We start from the raw sequence: 20,349 nt of genomic DNA, 5'->3' as shown, positions 1-20,349 counted from the left end.
AGTTAATTTTGACAAAAAGCACCCGTCAACTTCGGTTGGTCGGGTGCTTTTACGTTTAACAGATTCAATAGTTTTTAACTGATTACCTTTAAGATATAAACCATTATAAAAACTGACTAAACACCTGGTTTACAAGCTTAGTACCATCAGGGTCGGCAGCTGTTTTAAGCTGGCAGAGGTTTTCTGCCCAGGCTGATGTGCGGATTCGTAAGGGTGGGTTCTCATTTTTGGCCACCTTTAAAACAACTTCGGCAACTTCAAGGCCTGTTTGATAAAGCTGAACCTCCTCTTCTTCGGCGCGTTGCTGGACGCCCCCCAGGTATTTCTCAAAAATAGGCAGGTACTCGCCCGTAGCCAATTGCCCGTCAACCATTGTGGCTGCTACTGCCGAATTTGTAAACTCGGTGGCAATTCCACCTGGTTCTATACAGGTAAAGTCGATATTAAAGTTTTTGCCCACATATGACGCCAATGCTTCAGTGTAGCCTTCTACCGCAAATTTTGCAGCACAGTACAATTCGTTGAAGGGCTGTCCCACCAATCCTCCTACCGAGGTAATGTTTATAATTTTTCCTTGTTTACGCTCGCGCATAAAGGGTAAAACGGCGTTGGTACAATATACAACTCCGTGGTAATTAACATCTGTTACCCAATTAATTTCGGCTTTACTTGCCTGTTCGCTTGGCTTGGCCATTCCGGCACCGGCATTGTTAATCAGCACATCAATTTTACCATCGTTTGCAATAATGGTTTTCACTGCTTTTTCAATGGATGCCGGATCTACAACATCCAGCTCCAACAGTTTAATATCCAGGTTCTCTTCTTCGATCTGCTGTTTTAACGGTCCGGCTTTTTTCAGGTTGCGCATACTAGCATAAACTTTGAAACCGTTTTTTGCAAATAACAGGGCACTTTCAAAACCAACTCCGGTTGATGTACCGGTAATCAATACATTTGTTTTCATTATCTAAAAATTGTTTAATTATAAGCAACAGCAGAATTCACTTACTAAATCTTAACCTGAAGTGCTGCGAATACCATCATGTTACCTATTTTGTTTTCCTTTTTGGAATAATCATTCCAATTTATTTTAAAAAATTTATTCTTTTATCGCATCCCAAACCATTTTCAGCTGATTTTCAATGCGTTCGTTTATCTCTTTTTGTTTGCTGCTAAAATGCCAGTTTAAATACGTGGTTAATGTTCCTCCCACAAATTGCAATAACTCACTGGTATTAATTGTTTTAATAATTCTTTCCTGCTGTCCTTTTTTTAATAAATCGAACACTTTTCCCAGCGAAGCCTTACCAACATTTCGACTTTCCTCGGTAATTATAGGCGAAGGGTGTAATTGTATCATAAATTTGAAAGCCAGCGGGTTTGCAATAAAAAAATGGAGTGATGCACGATAATATGCCTCAAACTGTGTTTTAACGGGCAACCTGGTGTCAACCTTGGCAAATACCTTTTCTTCCTGCTGTTTTATTTTTACATAAATAGCATTGATTAATTCCTCTTTGTTTCCGAAATAGTTATAAATGGTTCCCATTCCGGTATTTGCCGCTTTCGCAATTGCCGACATAGGCGTGGCATGCACTCCGTTTGCAATTAAAAGCTTTAAAGCCGCCTGTAATATTTCTTCCTTTTTATTCACCTTACAAAACTACTCTTTGGAACAATCATTCCAAACAATTACACAAAAAAATTCCATTGGTAATTTTTATACACAATGGAATTTATCTATGAGTTTATTGTTTTAAGTTTTAATGTCCGTTAACCATTTCTCCGATGTAGCTGCCATAACTCATTAAAACAAACGAGCCAACCAAAACAATAAGAGCAATAATTAATGTTACATATGTTTTGCGTTTAACACCACGCCATTCTTTCATTATCACACCAATAATGTAACTGAAGAAAATAAGCATACTCATGTGCAACACCCAGCTTGCAAACTGGAAGCTTCCCATTTTAACGTGTCCCAGTCCGTAGAAAAAGAATTGTGTGTACCAAAGCGAACCGGCTAGCGCCGATAACGCGTAGTTGCTGAAAAACAGTTTATTCCCCACTTCTTTTCGTTGCCAAAGGCTTTTTATAGTGCCGTCTTTTATGGTTACAACAATAAACCAGGTTAAATTGGTAAGCAAACAGCCCAACGACGAAACAATCAATTTGGCGTTACCTTCAAAATGACCTGCTCCGTATTTTGCGGCAATGTCGGAAATAGGCTGGCCAAACTCAAGAGAAATGCCCCAAACGGCTGATAACGAACCGGCAATAACAGTAAGCAACAGGCCTTTTTTCATATTGAACCGGAGTTTGCTTCCCGCCTGTTTTTCGCCCATATTTTTTTCTTTCAAAAAACCGGCACGACCGCAAAGTCCAACTCCAAGCATTGAAATCACCATGCCGGCCAATACTATTCCTCCGCCTGTTTTAGAGAATTGCTGTACAACTGTTCCGTTAAGAATAAGAGGTACTACGGTACCTAAAACAGCCGAGATACCAATAGAAATAGTATAGGTTAACGAATAACCTATATTACGAATGGCATAACCAAACGACAAGCCGCCAAAACCATAACATGCTCCTAAAATAAAAGCAGTCCAAAAAGCCGAAGACGGAGCTTCTGTTAATACCTGGAATAAATTCGGGACAGTTAAATAACCAATTACCAATGGCATAATGCACCAGGCAAACAAGGCCTGTACAATCCAAAAGGTACCCCACGACCATTTTTTTATGCCCTCGAAAGGCATGTAACAACTGGCAGCTGAAACGCCTCCTACAGCGTGTAGTCCGGTTCCTATAATTGGGTTAGGTTGAATCATATTTTTATGTTTTAATTACGCGAAGAATTCGCAAGTTTTAGTTTAAATATTTAGTTAAAGCCAAACTGTAACGTTTTTTTGCGACGGTTTATACCCTTCCGGTTTTAGCTGCGATGCACCGCAGCATACATGGCTTCAATATTGGCCGGATTTATATCGGGTAAAATAGCTTCGTGGCTGGGCGAAATTACTAATCCTGTTGGAAAAACCTGTTTAATTCTCTCTACCGCGGCGCTTAATTGCGCTGGTGTTCCGTTTACCAGTAATTCCTGCGCATCGACGCCGCCACAAAATGCACCTTTATTTTTAAAATTTTTCTGTAAAGTTTCAATATCCATATCGGCCGCCAAAGCCTGAATGGGGTGTACCACGTCTACTCCCATATCAAATAAATCGCCAATAATAGGAAATATTGACCCGCATGAATGATGCACGACAGTTAAACCATAACTTTTGGCCTGGTCGACCAACTTTTTTGTTCCTTCGAAAACATAAGCCCGCAACAAATCGGGGTCAACCATAAGTGCTGATTGCGAACCAAAATCGTTACCAATTAGCACCGCATCCAAATGGCCTTTTGTGGCTTCATAAAACAGCTCGTTCACTTCCAGGTAAAAATCGGTTATCCGGTTAATAACGGCCTGGTACATTTCGGGGTACATCATCATGGTTATCAGGGCGTTTTCCATACCAAAAGCCGAGCATGAATCCTGGAAATGTGCCGACCACATTATACCCATACGAAGCTTATCGGCAGGAATTTCCTTTGCTCTGCGGGCTGCCTCATCCACATCGAGAAAATCTTTTGGATCGGGCCACGGAAATTGTTCCACAGCCGCCGGGTCGGTCATGTTCTCAAAATATCCGGGTGCCGTTAAAGTGCGCTCGTCCTGCGAGCCCCCTTCACCATCTTTGGTAAAATCAAGTGCGCAGCCAATATCATTAAACGGTTCGTTGTTATAAGGTACAATTACCGGCCAAACATCGTCGTTTAGTTTTGTTTTCAACTCGGCAACCGAGCCTACCTGAAAGTAGTTCAGTAAGCCCGGAATGGCATCGGGAGTTGGTAATCCGAGCCAGGTTGCCGGCCGGTCAACCGTCTGGTTATTTATAGTGGCAAAAAATCTTTCTTTTGGTGTCATAACTTACATTTTTAAATACAGGAAATGGTGTAGATACGCTAAAAGCTCAACTTGAAAACAACGCAGTGGTCTGATGTTTTTTCTTTTGGTTTCGAGATTTTAAGTGCAGCATCGGTAACTTCCCACGAAACTTTTTCGTTGCTGCCAAGCACCTCGATGTTTTTAATTTTTTTATCGAGTAAAGCCGCATTTTTTCCCATTGCCCTTATTTGAATTTCTTTACTTGGCACATCTAAAAGCAAGGCGTACAACACGCCATCTTTTTGTGTAAAGCGTATATCTTCTTCTGTATTATCTTTATTCTGATGTTCGCTCAGGTGCCCTTCGGTAACTTTAGCCGGGCCTTCACCATAAACTTTCCAGGGCCGGGTTCCGTAAATGGCTTCGCCATTGGTGCTAAGCCATTGTCCCATTTCCAGCAAGCGCTCTTGAACCGGTTGTGGAATATCGCCCTGTGCTGTAGGTGTAATATTTAACAATACCCCACCATTTTTACTAACCACATCCACCAAAAAATCAATAAGCCGGTTGGTCGATTTATAATCGGGGTTTGAAACATGGCACCATGTACCCCAGTCAATTGAATCGTCGGTTAGCCACGGAAAATCTTTTTTCTCAGCCATTCGCGAGCGCTCCAAATCGAGAACAGCAGCACCTTTGGCCATTTCTTCAAATTTGTAGGTACACACTACTTCCTGCTTATTTTTGGCGGCATAATTATAATAGTAGCTTAAAAAGTCGGTTCTTTTTTGCTCGGGAATAATATTAAGCTTGTTATCAAAATAAATTAAATCGGGTTCGTATTTGTGTATTACCTCAATGATTTTGTTGTACCAGAAATTCACAAATTTCTCTTCGGGGTAAAATTTTGTTTCGCCTCTGTCAGGATACTCAAAAGCTTCGGGCCCCGGTAGTTTTGGGCCATACAACTCTTCGTATTCCGGGTTTGATGCATCGGTGTTTTCGTCCCAGGTAGAGTACCAGCCAAAGTTCCATTGGTGATGAAAAGTGGCAATAAATTTCATATCCTGCTTACGAATAGCTTTGGCCATTTCGCCAACAATATCGCGTTTTGGCCCCATTGCGGCAGCATTCCATTTGGTAATTTTACTGTCCCACATGGCAAACCCATCGGCATGTTCAGTAACAGGCCCGGCAAACTGTGCGCCTGCTTTTTTAAATAATGTTGCCCACTCGTCGGCATTAAAATTTTCGGCAGTGAACATGGGTATAAAGTCTTTATAGCCAAATTCGTTTAATGGGCCGTAAGTTTCTTCGTGGTATTTACGTATTGGATGATCTTCCACATACATCCAATGTGAATACCACTCGTTTTTATGTGCAGGAACCGAGTAAGGCCCCCAGTGACAGTATATTCCGAATTTGGCATCTAAAAACCATTCAGGTGTTTTGTGCTGTTGTAACGACTCCCAGGTAGATTTATATACCAATGGTTCTTGCGCTTTTTTTGTGGATTTTGGCTGACAGGCAAATAGTGCAAATGCCATAAACAGCAGAGTAATACTTTTTAGGTTCATTTTAATTGAATTAGCTTGATTATTCATCTACAAAATTAAAAGGAAAGCAAATGCTATTATTTCAAAAAAACGCAGAATAATTATACATTTCCGACTTTTCTGCTATTTTAGGGTTGTTATACAGCATTTTTTTGAGATGAAAAATACACTTCCTACAAATTTACTATCAGAATTACAGGTTAACTTAATGAATGTGGGCTATGTTAATGTTGGGCAAGAATGGAACTATGCGAATGTTTTGAGTCCGTTCTCGAGAATTTACCTGATTACAAGTGGAGAAGGTTATATTTTGCCCAATAACACCATGCACCGGCTAAAACCTGGTCATTTGTACCTGATTCCCAGCTTTGTGCAATGCAGCTACCATTGTACCGATTTTTTAGAGCAACATTATGTGCACTTTTCCAACGCATTTAGTACCGGGTTAAACATTTACGATTTTATTTCGATAAAAAACGAGGTTGAAGCGCTACCTTTAGACAAGCATTTATTCGAAAGGCTGGTGGAGTTAAACCAACATAAAGCCTTAAAAAAAAGCAACCCTAAGGATTATGAAAAAGAAAACTGGAAAGGAACGGTTGAGTTTCAATGCGAAAGCAAATCGTACCTTGAAACCATTGGGATACTTAAGCAGCTGCTCTCGCGCTTTATAGTTGAAACTAAAGTGGAACAAAAAAACTTTCAGCAATTCTCTGATTTCAGGAAAGTTTTTCAGTACATCAATTCAAATCTGAGCCAGGAAATAAAGGTAGAAAAGCTGGCTGAAATTGCACACTATTCTTACGATCATTTTACCCGGATTTTTAAACGAACCACCGGCCTGCTTCCGCTTAAATATATTAACACCAAACGCATTGAAAAAGCACAGATTTTACTGCTAACTACCAATATGTCGTTAAATGAGATTTGCGATAAAACCGGCTTTAACAACCTACCCTATTTTTACCGTGTTTTTCAGAAACATACTGGCAGCACACCTGCCCGATACCGAAAAATGGGAGGCCTGGTATAAAAAGCGGCACACCTCCGCTTTTAACGGTTTTATTTTTCCAATTGACCAGCGGCTAAGCTTAGTATTTTCGTTCAATTTCAATAACGCCATTTCCTCCGCGCACGCCATACATAGCTGCCTCGGTGCCAATAAGGACCGTGATTGTGGCTACCTGTATAGGAAGAACAGTTGAAATATCTTCGGTAATTATACCATCAACCACCAGCAAGGCATGGGAGCCGGCATTAAACGAGTTTGGCCCGCGAGAAGTAAAATAAATACGGTTAAAACCACCGTCGTTTACCACTCTTGCCAAGGGAGAAACACTTTGAATAATCTCATAAATATCTTTATAGCGCGAATAATCGTTATTCTCTTTCATCAGGTTTCCAACGGCATATTCCAAATCCGATTCGGAAATATGTTGTACTTCAACTGCGCTTTTAAATGCTGATTCGTTATCAATATAAATCAGATTAATTTTTAAAACGTTTTCATTGTCCAGCTTTAACACCTGCGTTTCAAAACCTTTAGCCTGTATTTTCAGGGCATCTTTTTGCTTACATTTTATCTGAAAGTTTCCTTCCGCATCAGTAAAAACTTCTGTTTTTGCTTTTTTGGCACTTACATGTGCCCCCTTCAGTTGGTAGGTGTTAAATGCGGTTATTTTTCCTGAAACATTTCGCTCCTGCGCATCTATTTGCATAGCGCCAAAAAGGGCAAAGACAAGCATTAATGTTTTTACCATTATGTAGTATTTTTTTGTTTTAAGATTTCGGGAAGTAAGTCTCCCATTTCTATTGTAAATTTTGGCAGCGTTTACCAATTTCTTTACCATTTATCTTTAAAAATTAGGTGGAGCGCAATTGCTCCACCTAACACACTCTAACTAAACTTATTAATCTACCTGATCAATAACTATTTTTTACTATCTAATATGAGATTTTTATTGTAAGTGCATTTTTCGCAAGCAACTCGCCGTTTGTTTTAATGGTTAAGCCCTTGTCATCAATATGCCATTCGGGAGTAAACGATTCTCCCAAATACTTTATCGATTTAATGGTCTTTGCATTAATTGTTTTATGGTTTACCAGCGATTTTAGCACTACCTTACCATCGTCAGGTATATCCAAAACAATGGCATACAGCACATTTTCTTTGGCGGTAAACCGAACATCTTCGGCAGTAAAGCCTTTATTATTCCCCTCGGAATGGTGTCCTTTTTCGACAATGGTTGGGCCTTCACCAAACTTGTCCCACGGATATGTTTCATATATTGCTTCTCCGTTCACTGCCAGCCAGTCGCCTATTTCGGTTAAAACATTTACCTGATCCTGTGGAATAGTTCCATCGGCCTTTGGCCCGATATTTAAAAGCATTGTACCGTTTTTGCTCACAATGTCGGCCAAATCATCAATTAACGAATTGGCCGTTTTGCTTTGCCAGCCACCGGTATAACACCACGAGTTTTTACCAATTGAGGTGTCGGTTTGCCACACATCTTTTCTGATATCGGCCAATTTTCCGCGCTCAATGTCAAGCATGTTTGTTCCTTCCGGAAACGACTCGTAATTCATATTTTTATTTTGCAACACCACTTCCTGTCCGCTTGCAATTCCCATATTGTAATAATAGGCCGCCAACTTTGGATGGTACGACGCAAACTCCGGGCGATCGATATAAAAATCGAACCAAAGAATTTCAGGCTGATAATTATCGATAATGTCGGTGGTACGTTGCCACCAAAGCTCAATAAACTCTTTGCTAACGGGGGCATATGGTTCGTGTTTAGGTCCATATAGTTCTTCGTACTCGGGGTTCCAGGTATCAAAACGTTCCTGTTTATTAAAATAATCCCAGTTAAACGCAAAATGCGATGATACGCCAAAATGCAATCCGGCCTCTTTGGCAGCGCTTTTCAATTCGGCAATGATATCGCGTTTAGGCCCCATATTTACCGAGTTCCAGGGTGTTACCTTAGAATTATACATGGCAAAAGCATCATGATGTTCGGCCACCGGAATTACGTAGCGGGCACCGGCTCGCTTAAAAAGCTCCATCCATTGCAGTGGATCGAAGTTTTCGGCTTTAAACAGCGGTATAAAGTCTTTGTATCCAAATTCCGACGGATGGCCATACGTGTTAACGTGATGGGTAAATACCGGGTTTGTACCAGGTCTTGATTTTTCCGGATCGGTTTGGTGCCACAACACCGAATCCTGGTACATTAAACGCGGATACCATTCTGATTTATATGCCGGGACAGAATAGGACCCCCAATGAATAAATATTCCGAATTTGGCATCGGCAAACCATTGTGGCGTTTGGTACTCTTTTAACGATTCCCAATTGGGTTCGAATTGGAGCAGCTCTTTTTTGGGTGCTGATGATTGGCAGGCAGCAAATAAGAAAGCTACCAAAACCAGCACTATACTTGTTTTGTACATTTTAGTTTTTTTAGGAATGAAAAGCTGTCTTAGAGCTATAAAGAAGCATATTAAGCGAACCAGACAGTACGGTTCGCTTAATATGACTTGCTTTTCAACCTTTACGGACGATCGTCTTTTACCGTAATGCTAAAGTTATCGTAATATACTTCAGCTGACGATGCTCCATACATAAGCATTGCTATCGCATATGTTTTACCATCACCTGTAAGGGTCGCTGTTTTTTTAGTCCATTCCCCTATTTTAATTCCATTTAATCCGGTCCAACCACCAAAGAGTTTACCTTCCTTAACAAGTCCGTTGTCAAGCAGCTCAGAGATACGAGCTTCCCAGGCACCTCCTTGTTTGCTGCTACTTACCCCATAATAATCATAAGAATAGGTATAGGTAACTCCTTGTTCCAAAACAAATCCGTTTGAATTAGCAAAAGCGGTTTGGCCACCGGCAGCTTTAATTGCGTGCATGCTATAACTACCATCTTTAGGCATGTCGGTAGAGTAGTTTGCAGCATCGGTTACTCTGCCACCATCAAATTCAGGAGGAGATACCCAGGTATCAGCTCCATTTTCAAAACCAGGATCGGTTACCAGGTTTTCAGGATCAATAGGATCAAGCGTTACTGTAGCAGGTTCAATGGTACGGCCATCGGTCGACATCAGTTCCGAACCGCTGTATTCGATAATAACTTCGTCGTTACTGTAAATAGGGTCGGCAAAAGTTAATTCCAGGGCGGTTCTGTCGTCAATCATATTTACAGAAGCCACGCCAATGGCAAAATCTTCTCCTTTATCGGCATTGCGTGCAGTAACCGTAAAATCAGATTTTGATAATGTACCTGCTGCCTGTCCTGAAAGCTGCAGACGAACTGAATTTGAATTAATTTTTGTAACACCGGCCACTAAAAACGGCGCCGATGATGGCTCAACAACAACCTTTAAAGGGATGGTGTCTCTATCGCTACCCGATGGAATATTCTGAGCATTTCTGCTGGCTGTAAACCTTAGGTTCGAATAAGTGCCAGGCACATAAAAAGTAACCTTAACCGAATCTTCAAACGAAGTTTGTGGCGAACCTCCGGGAATATTCCAGGTAACATCGGTAATGTGGTAAATAGAATCTACTTTTTGTGCAAAATGCAAGGCCTGCCCTGCTTCAATGGTAATTACAAGCGTATCAGTTGCCGATGCCAGATCAATTACATTCAGATCGGGATCGTAAACCAGGTAATCGGCTACAACATCGAAATAAACATCAACGGTAAAGGTATGGTCGAAAACGTGAACGCCCAAAGCCTCATCGTAATACGAGTAAAGTACGGTATCTTCGGCCACAAAACTTACCGTATCATCAAAAGTGTTGTAAAGTCTTACACTTTGTATACCACCTTCAGGGAAATAGAGGTGAACGGTTTTATCTTCCGAGATATCACCAATATTACCGCCACCAATAATCTTTTCTTCAAGGGTAGAATCGTTTCTAACCAGCGTTCCTCCCAGGAAGTAAATGTTAGGATCAAGTAATTCCCACTGGTGGCTAAGCTCGCCCTGCGACAAATCGGAGATTGAATAATACTGACCCTGCCCAATAATGGGGTAATTTTCGTCGAGGCTTTGGTGTTGCGGCGAATACCACGACACATCTGAAAAGCTGTTTGGTGCTACGTAATCTTCCTCGCAGCTCACAAAGGCTGCCAGCAAAATTAACAGGTATATAAAATTTATCTTTTTCATCTTGTTTCAGTTTTTTAGTTACTACCGTAAATATTAGGGTTGGTTGTTTCTTCCACCAAAGGTATTGGCCAGTAGGCATGCTCCGACTCAATGTAGTTGGCAGCCGATTCTTCGTACTCGAACAAGAAATTGTTTGTGTTGTAATCTTTAAGATCCCAACCTACAGCATTATCAAAATATGAAGCATCGTAAATAACACATCCCCAGCGGATTATTGGATTACCACCGTTAGGATTTACAATACGTTGCCCCTGATTGGCATTGGGGAACAAATACTTACGTTTCATTACGCCATCAACCTCAACATCCGACCAAATTTCAGGAGGATAAGAGCCTGATGCATATCTTTTATCAGCCAGTTCCTGAAAACGCTCTTTGTAAATACCCCAGCGGCGTAGGTCGATGTGACGTGTTGCGTGCCCCATAATAGAGATCTCTAACGGGCGCTCAACATACATTAACTGATTCATTACATCTTGTGCTGAATAGGATTTTCCATCGTAAGTTGACCCCGCAAATTCGCCCGGGTTACCTAATAACTGCAGTGCCGAGCGATACCTTACTTTATTAATGTAAGCCAACGCTTCCTGAACACCACCGTCGTTATTTCCGCCCTGAATCAAACACTCGGCATACATCAGATAAACATCAGCCAAACGAATAACGCGGTAGTTTACACCCGACTTGTAGGTTTCTTCGTTAGGCAGATCATCGTAATGAAATTCGTTACAGTTTGATAAAAATTTAAATGCAGCCTTTGTTCCAACATTCCAGTTCCAGGTAAAGGCCGGACGGTCAAGGTAATAATGCTGAGCTTCGTCGTCAACAAACGAAATGTAAGCCGAAGCCCTGAGGTTATGTTTTCTTACGGCCATACTATCGGTTCCGTCGGCAGCTTTTAACACTTCGCCTGTTGGAATATCAATTACCGGAGCCAGGTTACGCTCATCTGTCGAATCCATAGGATCCTCCTTATAAGCCAGTTGCAACCAGTAACTCGGAAACATTGCTCCTCCCCACTGTGCTTCAACCGGGCTGATGTCATCAACATATTTTGCTGATAGTCCTTCGTCAGAGTTTACTGCCTCTTCCGGTTTTAAGCTATACGAGTAATTTATTTCAAGAATAGATTCTGAATTAAATTCGGCATGAGTAGTAACATTATCTGCCGGGTCGTCAGTTAAGGCATACCCATAGTTATCGATAACATCTTTTAAATATACCATTGCCTGGTTGTATTCGCCTTCGTATAAATAAGCCTGCCCGATAACAGCTGCAACAGCACCCCTGGTTATTTTTCCTTCATCTCCTGCATTCCATACATCGGGTAAAAAACCTTCGGTATAGGCAAACTGCAAGTCTTCCATAAAAAAGTTAAATACTTCTTCTGCCGGACTAATAGCAACGTATTGCTCCGCCATTGTTTTAGGCACCTTATTACGAATAGGAATACTTCCCTCGTTAAATGAAGAATACAAGTAGTAATGAAAAAGTCCGCGAAAAAAAACCGCCTGCGCATATAAATCATTCCATGCTTCCTCATCAAGATTAGTAGTCTCCGATTTGTATTTTTCTAACCCCTCGATAGCCTGATTTGCTCTGAAAACACCTTCGTACAACGCTGCCCATTTATTTTGAATATTGTTTTCGGCATTGTTAAATGTTTTCTTATAGAAGGCGTTTGCGCCATCGGCCCAACTTGCCGGTTTATGTCCCATGTCGGCACGCTCGTTTTCTTTCAGCATTAACATTAAGTTTTTCGACTTAAATGCGTTATAAATGGCGTTTACACCCTGTTCGCAATCGTCCATGGTTGCCCAAAAGCTCTCGCTGGTCACCTTATTAGGGTTTACCTGTTCCAGTTCATCTTCGTTACAGGAATTTAATATCAGTATTCCTGCTAAAACCGATAATAAAACTTTTATTTTATTTTTCATTTTCAATTTCGTTTTAAGTTTCTTGTCCAACTATTAAAAATCTACCTGAATACCACCACGATATTGCGCTGCAACAGGATAGTTACCAACATCTAAACCTCTTCTGGAAAGACCATTGCTACCAATCTCAGGATCGTATCCATCATATTCGGTAATGGTAATCGGGTTTTGAGCAGCCACATAAAAGCGCACCTTGTTTAGCTTTGCTTTTTTGGTGAGTTTTTTGGGTAAGGTATAACCTAATATAACGTTACGTAAACGTAAGAACGAGCCATCTTCTACCCAGATATCGGCATACGATGCGTAGTTGATATGGTCGCGTCCTCTGAATATTGGAATTTCAGAAGTTGGATTTTCGGGTGTCCACTGGTAAACCATATCCTGGTGCGCCATATTAAAACTGGAGTACAGTTTACTACCATTAATAATTTCGTTACCAATTGAAGCGTACCATTGCATGGTAAAGTCGAAGCCTTTGTAGGCAACATCAAAGTTTAAACCTGCTTCCCATTCCGGCATACCGCTACCGCTATAAACACGGTCATCATCCGACAGTTCTCCATCGTTATTGGTATCAACATAAATAAGGTCGCCCATTTTTGCAGTAGGCATCAACTGCTGAAATGCTTCGAGTTTCTCCTGCGAATCAACAAGTCCGGCAGTTGGTCGCATAAAAAACGAACCCGCTTCGTAACCTTTAGCCAGGGCAGTAACCACGTAGTTGTTCTGCCCATCGGAAACCGGTTTTCCATCCGAATAATAATAAATATCAACGCCTTCGGGCATAGTGGTAACCTCGTTTTTGTTTTTTGTGAACACGCCACTAACACTCCAGCTTAATTTACCCGAGTGACGGTAGGTTGCAGCAAGCTCTACCCCTTTATTAGTCATGTTACCAACATTGTAAGGCACCTTTGAATCGGCACTGGTACCGGCACCTGCCGAGGCTGGCAACTGTAATGGGAAAAGCATGTCTTCTTTTTCGGTATTATAATATTCAGCAGTTAACTGAACTTTATTGTCGAACATATACAGGTCGGCACCAAAGTTTGATGAGATGGAGGTTTCCCACTGAACGTATGGGTTAGCGTAACTCGTTTGTGTGGCACCATTTACAAGTGTTTCACTTTCTTCGGGTCCAAATAAATAGTCTTTACTGATGGTTATACCCGATGAGTAATAGTAATCTCCAAAGTTATCGTTACCCACCTTACCGTAACTAGCCCGGAGTTTTAAAGTACCAATGTATTTTTTCATTCCCGACCAGAACGCTTCGTCCGACACGTTCCATCCGGCAGAAAAGCCAGGGAAATATTCACTGCGGTTATCGGCACCAAATCTTGATGAAGCATCACGCCTTAAACTTGCAGTAAGTAAGTAACGTCCTTTGAAATCATAGGTTAATCGTCCTAACATACCCATTATAACAGTGGTACGGTCCTGGTTGTAGGTACCATCCCCCGAATACGCATTGGGGTCTGATGTGGCACCATTTAAAGTTGTTACATCGTTACTCAGCAAATCGTACTTAATTCCGGTATGCTCGTTATAGTCTGATTTTTCGTAGGTATAAACGCCAAGAAGCTTAAACCTGTGGCCTTTAATTTTTTTCGTGTAGTTGGCACCAATTTCTGAAGTTATTTTCGACGAATAACCCGAAGTATTACGAACCTGCGAACGTGTTGCCTGTGTTCTTAATTCGCCCTCTGAATCATACAGGGTGAATTTCGGAACAACATAATCTCTGAAGGTATTTCTGTAATTTGCCCCCAGCGTATAGGTAAGATTAAGACCTTTAAGCAGCTCGTAGTTAATACGGGTATTGGCATTAAAGGCTTTACCATCAGTAACGTCGGTTTGGGCAAATTTAATAGCCAGGTAACTTGCGTTGGTCAAATCGTTGTCAGATCCCTCACTTGTAAAGGTTAAGCTGTTAGGGTCTATTAAATTGCTGTATGGATTAAATTTATAGGCATCATATAAAATTCCCCACGGCGCATTTTTCTTTTCATCAATACTAAAACCAAAACCACCACTAACCGATAATTTATCTTTTTTGTAGTTAAGGTTGATTCTACCATTTGTTCTTTCGTATTTCGAATTTATTAAGGTACCATCCTGGGTAAAATAATTTAAAACCATACTTGTGGTTAAATTATTTTTACCTCCTGATACCTGAACGGTATGACTCTGCGTAGGAGCATTATCTACTGTAACAACATCTATAATATTGTTATTATTCGACATTAAGTGGGGGGAATTAACCAGCGTATGCCAAAAATCGTTCTCAAATTTTGTGCTGTTTGTGTTTACATTGTATAAGGTTTGAATGTACATGTAATCCTCAAAATTTACCAAAGGAAGACCAGAGGTAATGTTTTGTATACCGTAATATCCGTGATAGCTCACTTTCATTTCGCCTGCCTGGCCTTGTTTTGTAGTAATTAAAATTACACCAGCTGCACCCCTTGTTCCGTAGGCAGCTGTTGATGCCGCATCTTTCAAAATGTCAATAGTCTGAATTTCCTCGGGGCTTAGCCCCGGATCTCCGTCGTATGGAATTCCGTCAACCACAAAGAGCGGATTATTGTTTGCCCCTTCAAAACTGGTTGCAATACCACGAATTTGGATGTTGGCAGCCTCACCAGGTGCTCCGGAACTTGCCTGAACACTTACACCCGCAACTTTACCTTGCAGAGCAGTACCCAGGTCAGAAGTAGATACTTTGGTAACCTCCTCGGCCTTAACCTGCGCAACCGCACCGGTAAGTTCTTTTTTCTTTACTGTACCGTAACCAATAGCAACAACCTCCTCAATACCAATTGAACTCAGTTCAAGTTCAACGTCTATTTTGTCTTTTCCTTCAATGGCAACTTCTTTTGTTTCGTAACCAATAAACGAAAATTGAAGAGTCCCATCAGCAGGAGCATTAATAGAGAAATTACCGGTAGCAGATGAAATCGTACCATTGGTAGTTCCTTTAACAACGATGTTGGCTCCGGGAATAGGTTCACCATCCTCGCCTGTAACTGTACCGGTTATTGTCAGATTTTGAGCCATTGCCATGCTCCAAAACGACAATACAGCCAATACCGTTACCAGCAATTTCTTGCAAAAACAATTAACTGTTCTTTTCATAATTATTGATTTTAGTTCATTTTAAAAAAATTTGCTTCGTTTCCGGTATCAAAATTAATTTGCGGGGAGGGTGATTTGTGTCGGATTATTGTAACCGATAAGGGGGGGAATTAAGCACACAGGGGGTAAACTTGTTTGCATACAGGGGGTAAACCCAATTGATGATTTAAGCTACCTGACCAATTTGTTTTGCTAAATGCCAAATCAACCTAATGAAAAAAACTCGTATTAAGCGGTAATCGAAAACAATAACAAAGCCTTTGTACTTAAAAAACAGAACAAAGCTATTTGTTTAGCACATGTAAATCCCTAATATAAAGCACTGTTAATTTGACACTTGCATAAATAAAGAAAATCAACAAATGGCCATATTTACTCAGCAGACGTTAATCCCACCCTACTGAAATGCAATAGGGTAAATAATTGCAACAGCTTAATCCTTGCTGCTATTCAGCCTCTGGCCTATTTGCTTTGATATACTCTGAGGGCGACATGCCAAACTCGTCTTTAAAACAGTTTCTGAAGTATTTTAAGTCGGAAAAACCAACTTCGTAGGTAACATCGGTAACCGAGTAGTTTCCGGTTTTAAACAGTTGTGCCGCACGTTTCATTCTAATATTCCGGATAAATGCTTTGGCTGTAAGCCCGGTTAACGCTTTAAGCTTTTTATTGAGTACAATTTGCGACATTCCATAATCGCTGGCCAGCTGCTCAACGGTAAAATCCGAATTAGGAATATTCTCTTCAATAATTTTAAGAATGCGTTTCAGAAATTTTTCATCCATCGAGGTGGTTGTAACTTCTGATGGTTCAACCGAAATTGTTCCCCGCAATTTTTCGCGAAGTTTTTCGCGCGATTCTATCAGGTTTTGTATACGTGCTTCGAGCACCTCGATGTTAAAGGGTTTAGAGATATAGCCGTCGGCCCCAAGATTATAGCCTTTAACACGGTTCTCGGGGTTTGACTTGGCGGTTAAAAGCACCACCGGAATATGACTTATATTTTCATCGGTTTTTATGGTCTCGCACAACTCAAATCCATTCATTGCCGGCATCATAATATCGCTAACAACTACATCAGGATTTATTTCATGTACTTTTTCCAAACCTTCCTTTCCGTTTTCAGCACAGTGTACTTCAAATTTATCTTTCAGGCTGTCTTTTATAAAACTTCGCAATTCAAAATTATCTTCAACTACCAGTACTTTATTTTTTTTCGATTTCTCTTCAGCATCTTCTGCTTCAACAATTTGCACCGGTTCAAGAAACGAGAAATCCTTTTTGTCAGTATCCTGGTCGCGGCTTACTGCACGCATCTGTTCCGTTTCCAGGTGGGCATTTCCTTTCGGTAGTTTTACCGTAAATGTTGTTCCCTTGTCAACCTCACTCTCAAAAGTTATTTCTCCTTTGTGCATTTCTATTAGGCCCTTTATAAACGACAGGCCAATACCTGTGCTTCCAACTTTACGGTTTTTAATGCGGTCGGCCTGGTAAAAACGCTCAAAAATATGTTGCTGCATTTCTTTCGGAATTCCTGCGCCATTATCGACCACCCGGATAATTATGTGCTTATCGTCCTCGTCAATTAACAGCTGAATTTTGCCTCCCTGTGCGGTAAATTTAAAGGCGTTTGAAAGCAGGTTGTACATAATGCGCTCCAGCTTGTCGTCATCAAACCAAACGTCTATTTTTTCGCGTTGTGTTGTAAATTCATAGTTGATATCTTTCTTTTCGGCCAGTTCTGAAAACGATAGAAATACATCGTTAAGAAATGCCACCACATTGGTGTTGGAGGCGCGTAAAATCATTTTGCCTTGCTCAAACTTTCTAAAATCGATTAGCTGGTTAATCAACCTGAGCAAAATAGAAGCATTACGGTGCATTATGGCATAACTTTCGGCTATCTTTTTCTCGGGTAACTCTTTTCCTTGTTTAATGAGTTTTTCAAGCGGGCCAATAATCAGGGTAAGCGGAGTACGAAACTCGTGCGAGATGTTGGTGAAGAACCGTAATTTCATTTGAGAAAGTTCCTGGATTTTTTCTTTCTCAAAATGCTCCATCAACAGTTCGTTTCGTTGTTTGATGCGAATAAGCGAGTATTTCTGAAAAAACCACAGGGAGGTAAGAAATAAAATAACATAAACCACCCAGGCTGCAATACTCAAATACCAAGGCGGCGTAACTCTTACCTTAAGTATTTTCGGATCGTCGGCCCAAACGCCATCGTTGTTTGATGCCAGTACCTTAAAGGTATAGGTACCCGGACGAAGGTTGGTATACTTTGCAATTCTGTTGGAAGCATCTTTACGAATCCAGTCGTTGTCGAAACCCTCCAACATATATTTATAGGTATTTTGCGCCGGTGCAGAAAAATGCAAGGACGAAAAATGAATAGCAAAACTGTTTTCGGCATATTTTAAGCGCACCTCTTCGGTATGGTTAATGCTTTTTTCAAGCACTACCCTTCCATTTAGCATATCGCCAGGCACTACCGATTGGTTCAGCACCTGAAAATCGGTAAATGCCACTTCGGGAGTAGACATATCACTGATAATATCTTTTGGGAAAAAAGCATTAATGCCGTTTACGCCACCAAACAGCATTTCTCCTGATGAAAGTTTACAACAGGCCAGTTCTCCAAATTCGTAATCCTGTAGTCCATCGTTTATGCCGTAACTAATAAATAAACGGTCTTTTACATCAAAACGTGTTAAACCTTTGTTCGACGAAATCCATAAAAATCCATAGTCGTCTTCAAGAATTCCTTTTATCACATTATTAGGAAGGCCATCGGCGGTAGTTACTGCTTCAAAAGTTATTTTTTCCGGATCGTTATTATAATTTACACGGTTTAAACCACCTCCCATGGTTCCTACCCAAATTGTACTATCAGCTGCTTGAAAAATGGGTAAAATATAATTGTGGCTTAATTTTCCGGGACTGTCGCCCTTTTTAAATTGTATAAAATTCGGATTTTTCTTTTTCTGCTCATCAGGTAAGAGCAGGTTTATTCCTCTATCGGTTCCCACCCACAAGTTACCATAACAGTCTTGCAGTAAACTTCTGATATTGAATGAAGACAGACACCCAGCCTGTCCGTTGGGCTTAAAATCATCAACTATTTTGCCATCTGAGGTAGTACGAATTCGAATCAGACCATTTCTCCTTCCATAGGTTCCAAACCATATTGTTCCATCGTTCGTTTTTAACGAAGTAAACACCGAGCTTTTCACTTCAGCAAAATCATCGGCAGGCAGAACATCCGGAACCGGGTAGTTTTCTTTGAGTTTTGCAATAACCTGTGGATAACCAACACCGGCAACTATTTCAACCGGCCCCTCATCGTTTAGTTCCAAAAAACTGTACACCCTGTTTTGCAACGATCCGGTATTTACATCCAGCCCAGTCCATCCCGAGGTGTAATTATTTCTGTTTTTATTTGATAAGAAATTAATTCCACCACCTTCGGTTCCAACCCAAATATTTTCCGATCGGTCTTCGTGTATGGCTCTGATTTTATTGTAGCTCAAGCTGCCTTCAATACGCGTTTTATTAAAATGCCTGAATTTCTTTTTCTTCGGATTATATTTATTCAGGCCACCACCGTTGGTACCAATCCAAATTATTCCCGATTTATCTTCGAATAATGAAACCACCACATTTTTACTCAGGCTATTGGTTTCCCAGCCTTCGGTAAAATGCAGGGGGGCATTAAATTTTTGATGATCCTGCTGAGTACGTTCAAAAACATACAGTCCCAAATCATTACCGGCAAATAAATCTCCCCTTTTACTTACCAATAAACAATTCACGTTTAAATCGCTTATTTTTTGGAACTGAACATCAGAAACGCTTGCCATATCCATAGTGACCCGGTAAATCCCATCCAGATAAGAAACAATTATTTCATCATCGCCAATGATAATATTTTTTGCAATATTCCCACCGATATTATTCAGCACCGGGGTAACATTAAAATTATCGTCATTTTCCGAAATCACATACAATCCTCTTCGTGTAGCTACCCAAATTCTTCCGTAAACATCTTTTGCCAGGTCGCTTATCTGGTCATCTTCCAGTTCAGACGTATTGGCAGCATTAATATTTTGGGTGGTAAAGTTGTTGCCGTCAAAAGTCATTACGGTTACACCCAGACCGGTAGCAATCCAGATTTTGTTGTTTTCTGCCGGCAACACTTTTACAATCTGATTTGTAAAAAAAATTTCAGGATTTTCTTCAGAATTATAAAAGGAGGTAAAAACTTCGGTTTGCACATTAAAACGGCATATCCCCTCGTCGGAGGTGGCCAGCCATAAATTGCCGGTTTCATCTTCAGCAATATCAAAAACCAGGTTACTGTGAATTCCTTTTTCGTTTAACGGATTAACATGATAGGCCCGAAACGAATAGCCATCATAACGGTTTAAACCATCGTGCGTACCAATCCATAAAAATCCCTGTTTGTCCTGGTAGATGGTATTTACATCGTTTTGCGAAAGCCCTTCAAGCGTGGTAATCTTATCGAAAACATAATTCTGAGCGCTTGATGCAAAGCTTAAAATAATTAGTATAGTTAGTAAGTAGTTCCTCAAAGC

General features: G+C 40.7%; 12 protein-coding genes. 1 reads left to right on the top strand and 11 read right to left on the bottom strand.

Annotated features, from left to right (window positions below; all coding sequences use genetic code 11):
- Positions 1-103: 103 nt before the first annotated feature.
- From QZ574_RS02725 to QZ574_RS02705, 5 genes are all read right to left on the bottom strand, one after another.
- Positions 104-964 carry an SDR family oxidoreductase gene (locus QZ574_RS02725; RefSeq protein ID WP_297086519.1) on the bottom strand — a complete coding sequence of 287 codons (861 nt, stop codon included), beginning with the start codon at positions 962-964 and terminating at the stop codon, positions 104-106.
- 135 nt (positions 965-1,099) lie between these two features.
- Positions 1,100-1,654 (bottom strand): TetR/AcrR family transcriptional regulator, encoded by a 555-nt coding sequence (locus tag QZ574_RS02720; RefSeq protein ID WP_297086518.1) that lies wholly within the window; start codon positions 1,652-1,654, stop codon positions 1,100-1,102.
- 109 nt (positions 1,655-1,763) lie between these two features.
- Entirely contained in the window at positions 1,764-2,831 is a 1,068-nt protein-coding gene (locus QZ574_RS02715; RefSeq protein WP_297086516.1) for an L-rhamnose/proton symporter RhaT, read from the bottom strand.
- Between the two features lie 104 nt (positions 2,832-2,935).
- Positions 2,936-3,973 (bottom strand): uroporphyrinogen decarboxylase family protein, encoded by a 1,038-nt coding sequence (locus tag QZ574_RS02710; RefSeq protein WP_297086514.1) that lies wholly within the window; start codon positions 3,971-3,973, stop codon positions 2,936-2,938.
- A gap of 38 nt (positions 3,974-4,011) precedes the next feature.
- Positions 4,012-5,511: an alpha-L-fucosidase gene (locus tag QZ574_RS02705; RefSeq protein ID WP_297086513.1), complete on the bottom strand. Its 1,500-nt coding sequence runs from the start codon at positions 5,509-5,511 to the stop codon at positions 4,012-4,014.
- A gap of 136 nt (positions 5,512-5,647) precedes the next feature.
- Between QZ574_RS02705 and QZ574_RS02700 the strand changes: the two genes are divergently transcribed.
- A complete protein-coding gene (locus tag QZ574_RS02700) occupies positions 5,648-6,523 on the top strand; it encodes an AraC family transcriptional regulator (RefSeq protein WP_297086511.1) in 876 nt (291 codons plus the stop codon).
- Positions 6,524-6,581: 58 nt separating this feature from the next.
- On the opposite strand, the gene QZ574_RS02695 is transcribed toward QZ574_RS02700, so the two are convergent.
- From QZ574_RS02695 to QZ574_RS02670, 6 genes are all read right to left on the bottom strand, one after another.
- Positions 6,582-7,250 (bottom strand): carboxypeptidase-like regulatory domain-containing protein, encoded by a 669-nt coding sequence (locus QZ574_RS02695; protein WP_297086509.1) that lies wholly within the window; start codon positions 7,248-7,250, stop codon positions 6,582-6,584.
- A gap of 184 nt (positions 7,251-7,434) precedes the next feature.
- Complete coding sequence (locus QZ574_RS02690) at positions 7,435-8,949, bottom strand: alpha-L-fucosidase (RefSeq protein ID WP_297086507.1); 1,515 nt, start codon at positions 8,947-8,949, stop codon at positions 7,435-7,437.
- Between the two features lie 101 nt (positions 8,950-9,050).
- Positions 9,051-10,679 (bottom strand): hypothetical protein, encoded by a 1,629-nt coding sequence (locus QZ574_RS02685; RefSeq protein ID WP_297086505.1) that lies wholly within the window; start codon positions 10,677-10,679, stop codon positions 9,051-9,053.
- A 14-nt stretch (positions 10,680-10,693) separates the two neighbouring features.
- Positions 10,694-12,616 (bottom strand): RagB/SusD family nutrient uptake outer membrane protein, encoded by a 1,923-nt coding sequence (locus QZ574_RS02680; protein ID WP_297086503.1) that lies wholly within the window; start codon positions 12,614-12,616, stop codon positions 10,694-10,696.
- 33 nt (positions 12,617-12,649) lie between these two features.
- Positions 12,650-15,754 (bottom strand): TonB-dependent receptor, encoded by a 3,105-nt coding sequence (locus tag QZ574_RS02675; RefSeq protein WP_297086502.1) that lies wholly within the window; start codon positions 15,752-15,754, stop codon positions 12,650-12,652.
- A gap of 446 nt (positions 15,755-16,200) precedes the next feature.
- Complete coding sequence (locus QZ574_RS02670; protein ID WP_297086501.1) at positions 16,201-20,346, bottom strand: hybrid sensor histidine kinase/response regulator transcription factor; 4,146 nt, start codon at positions 20,344-20,346, stop codon at positions 16,201-16,203.
- Positions 20,347-20,349 lie beyond the last annotated feature (3 nt).

It is taken from the genome of uncultured Draconibacterium sp. (assembly GCF_913063105.1).
Classification (GTDB): Bacteria; Bacteroidota; Bacteroidia; order Bacteroidales; family Prolixibacteraceae; genus Draconibacterium.
Note: the sequence above shows the minus strand (reverse complement) of the source record. Positions and strands in the feature narration are given on the sequence as shown.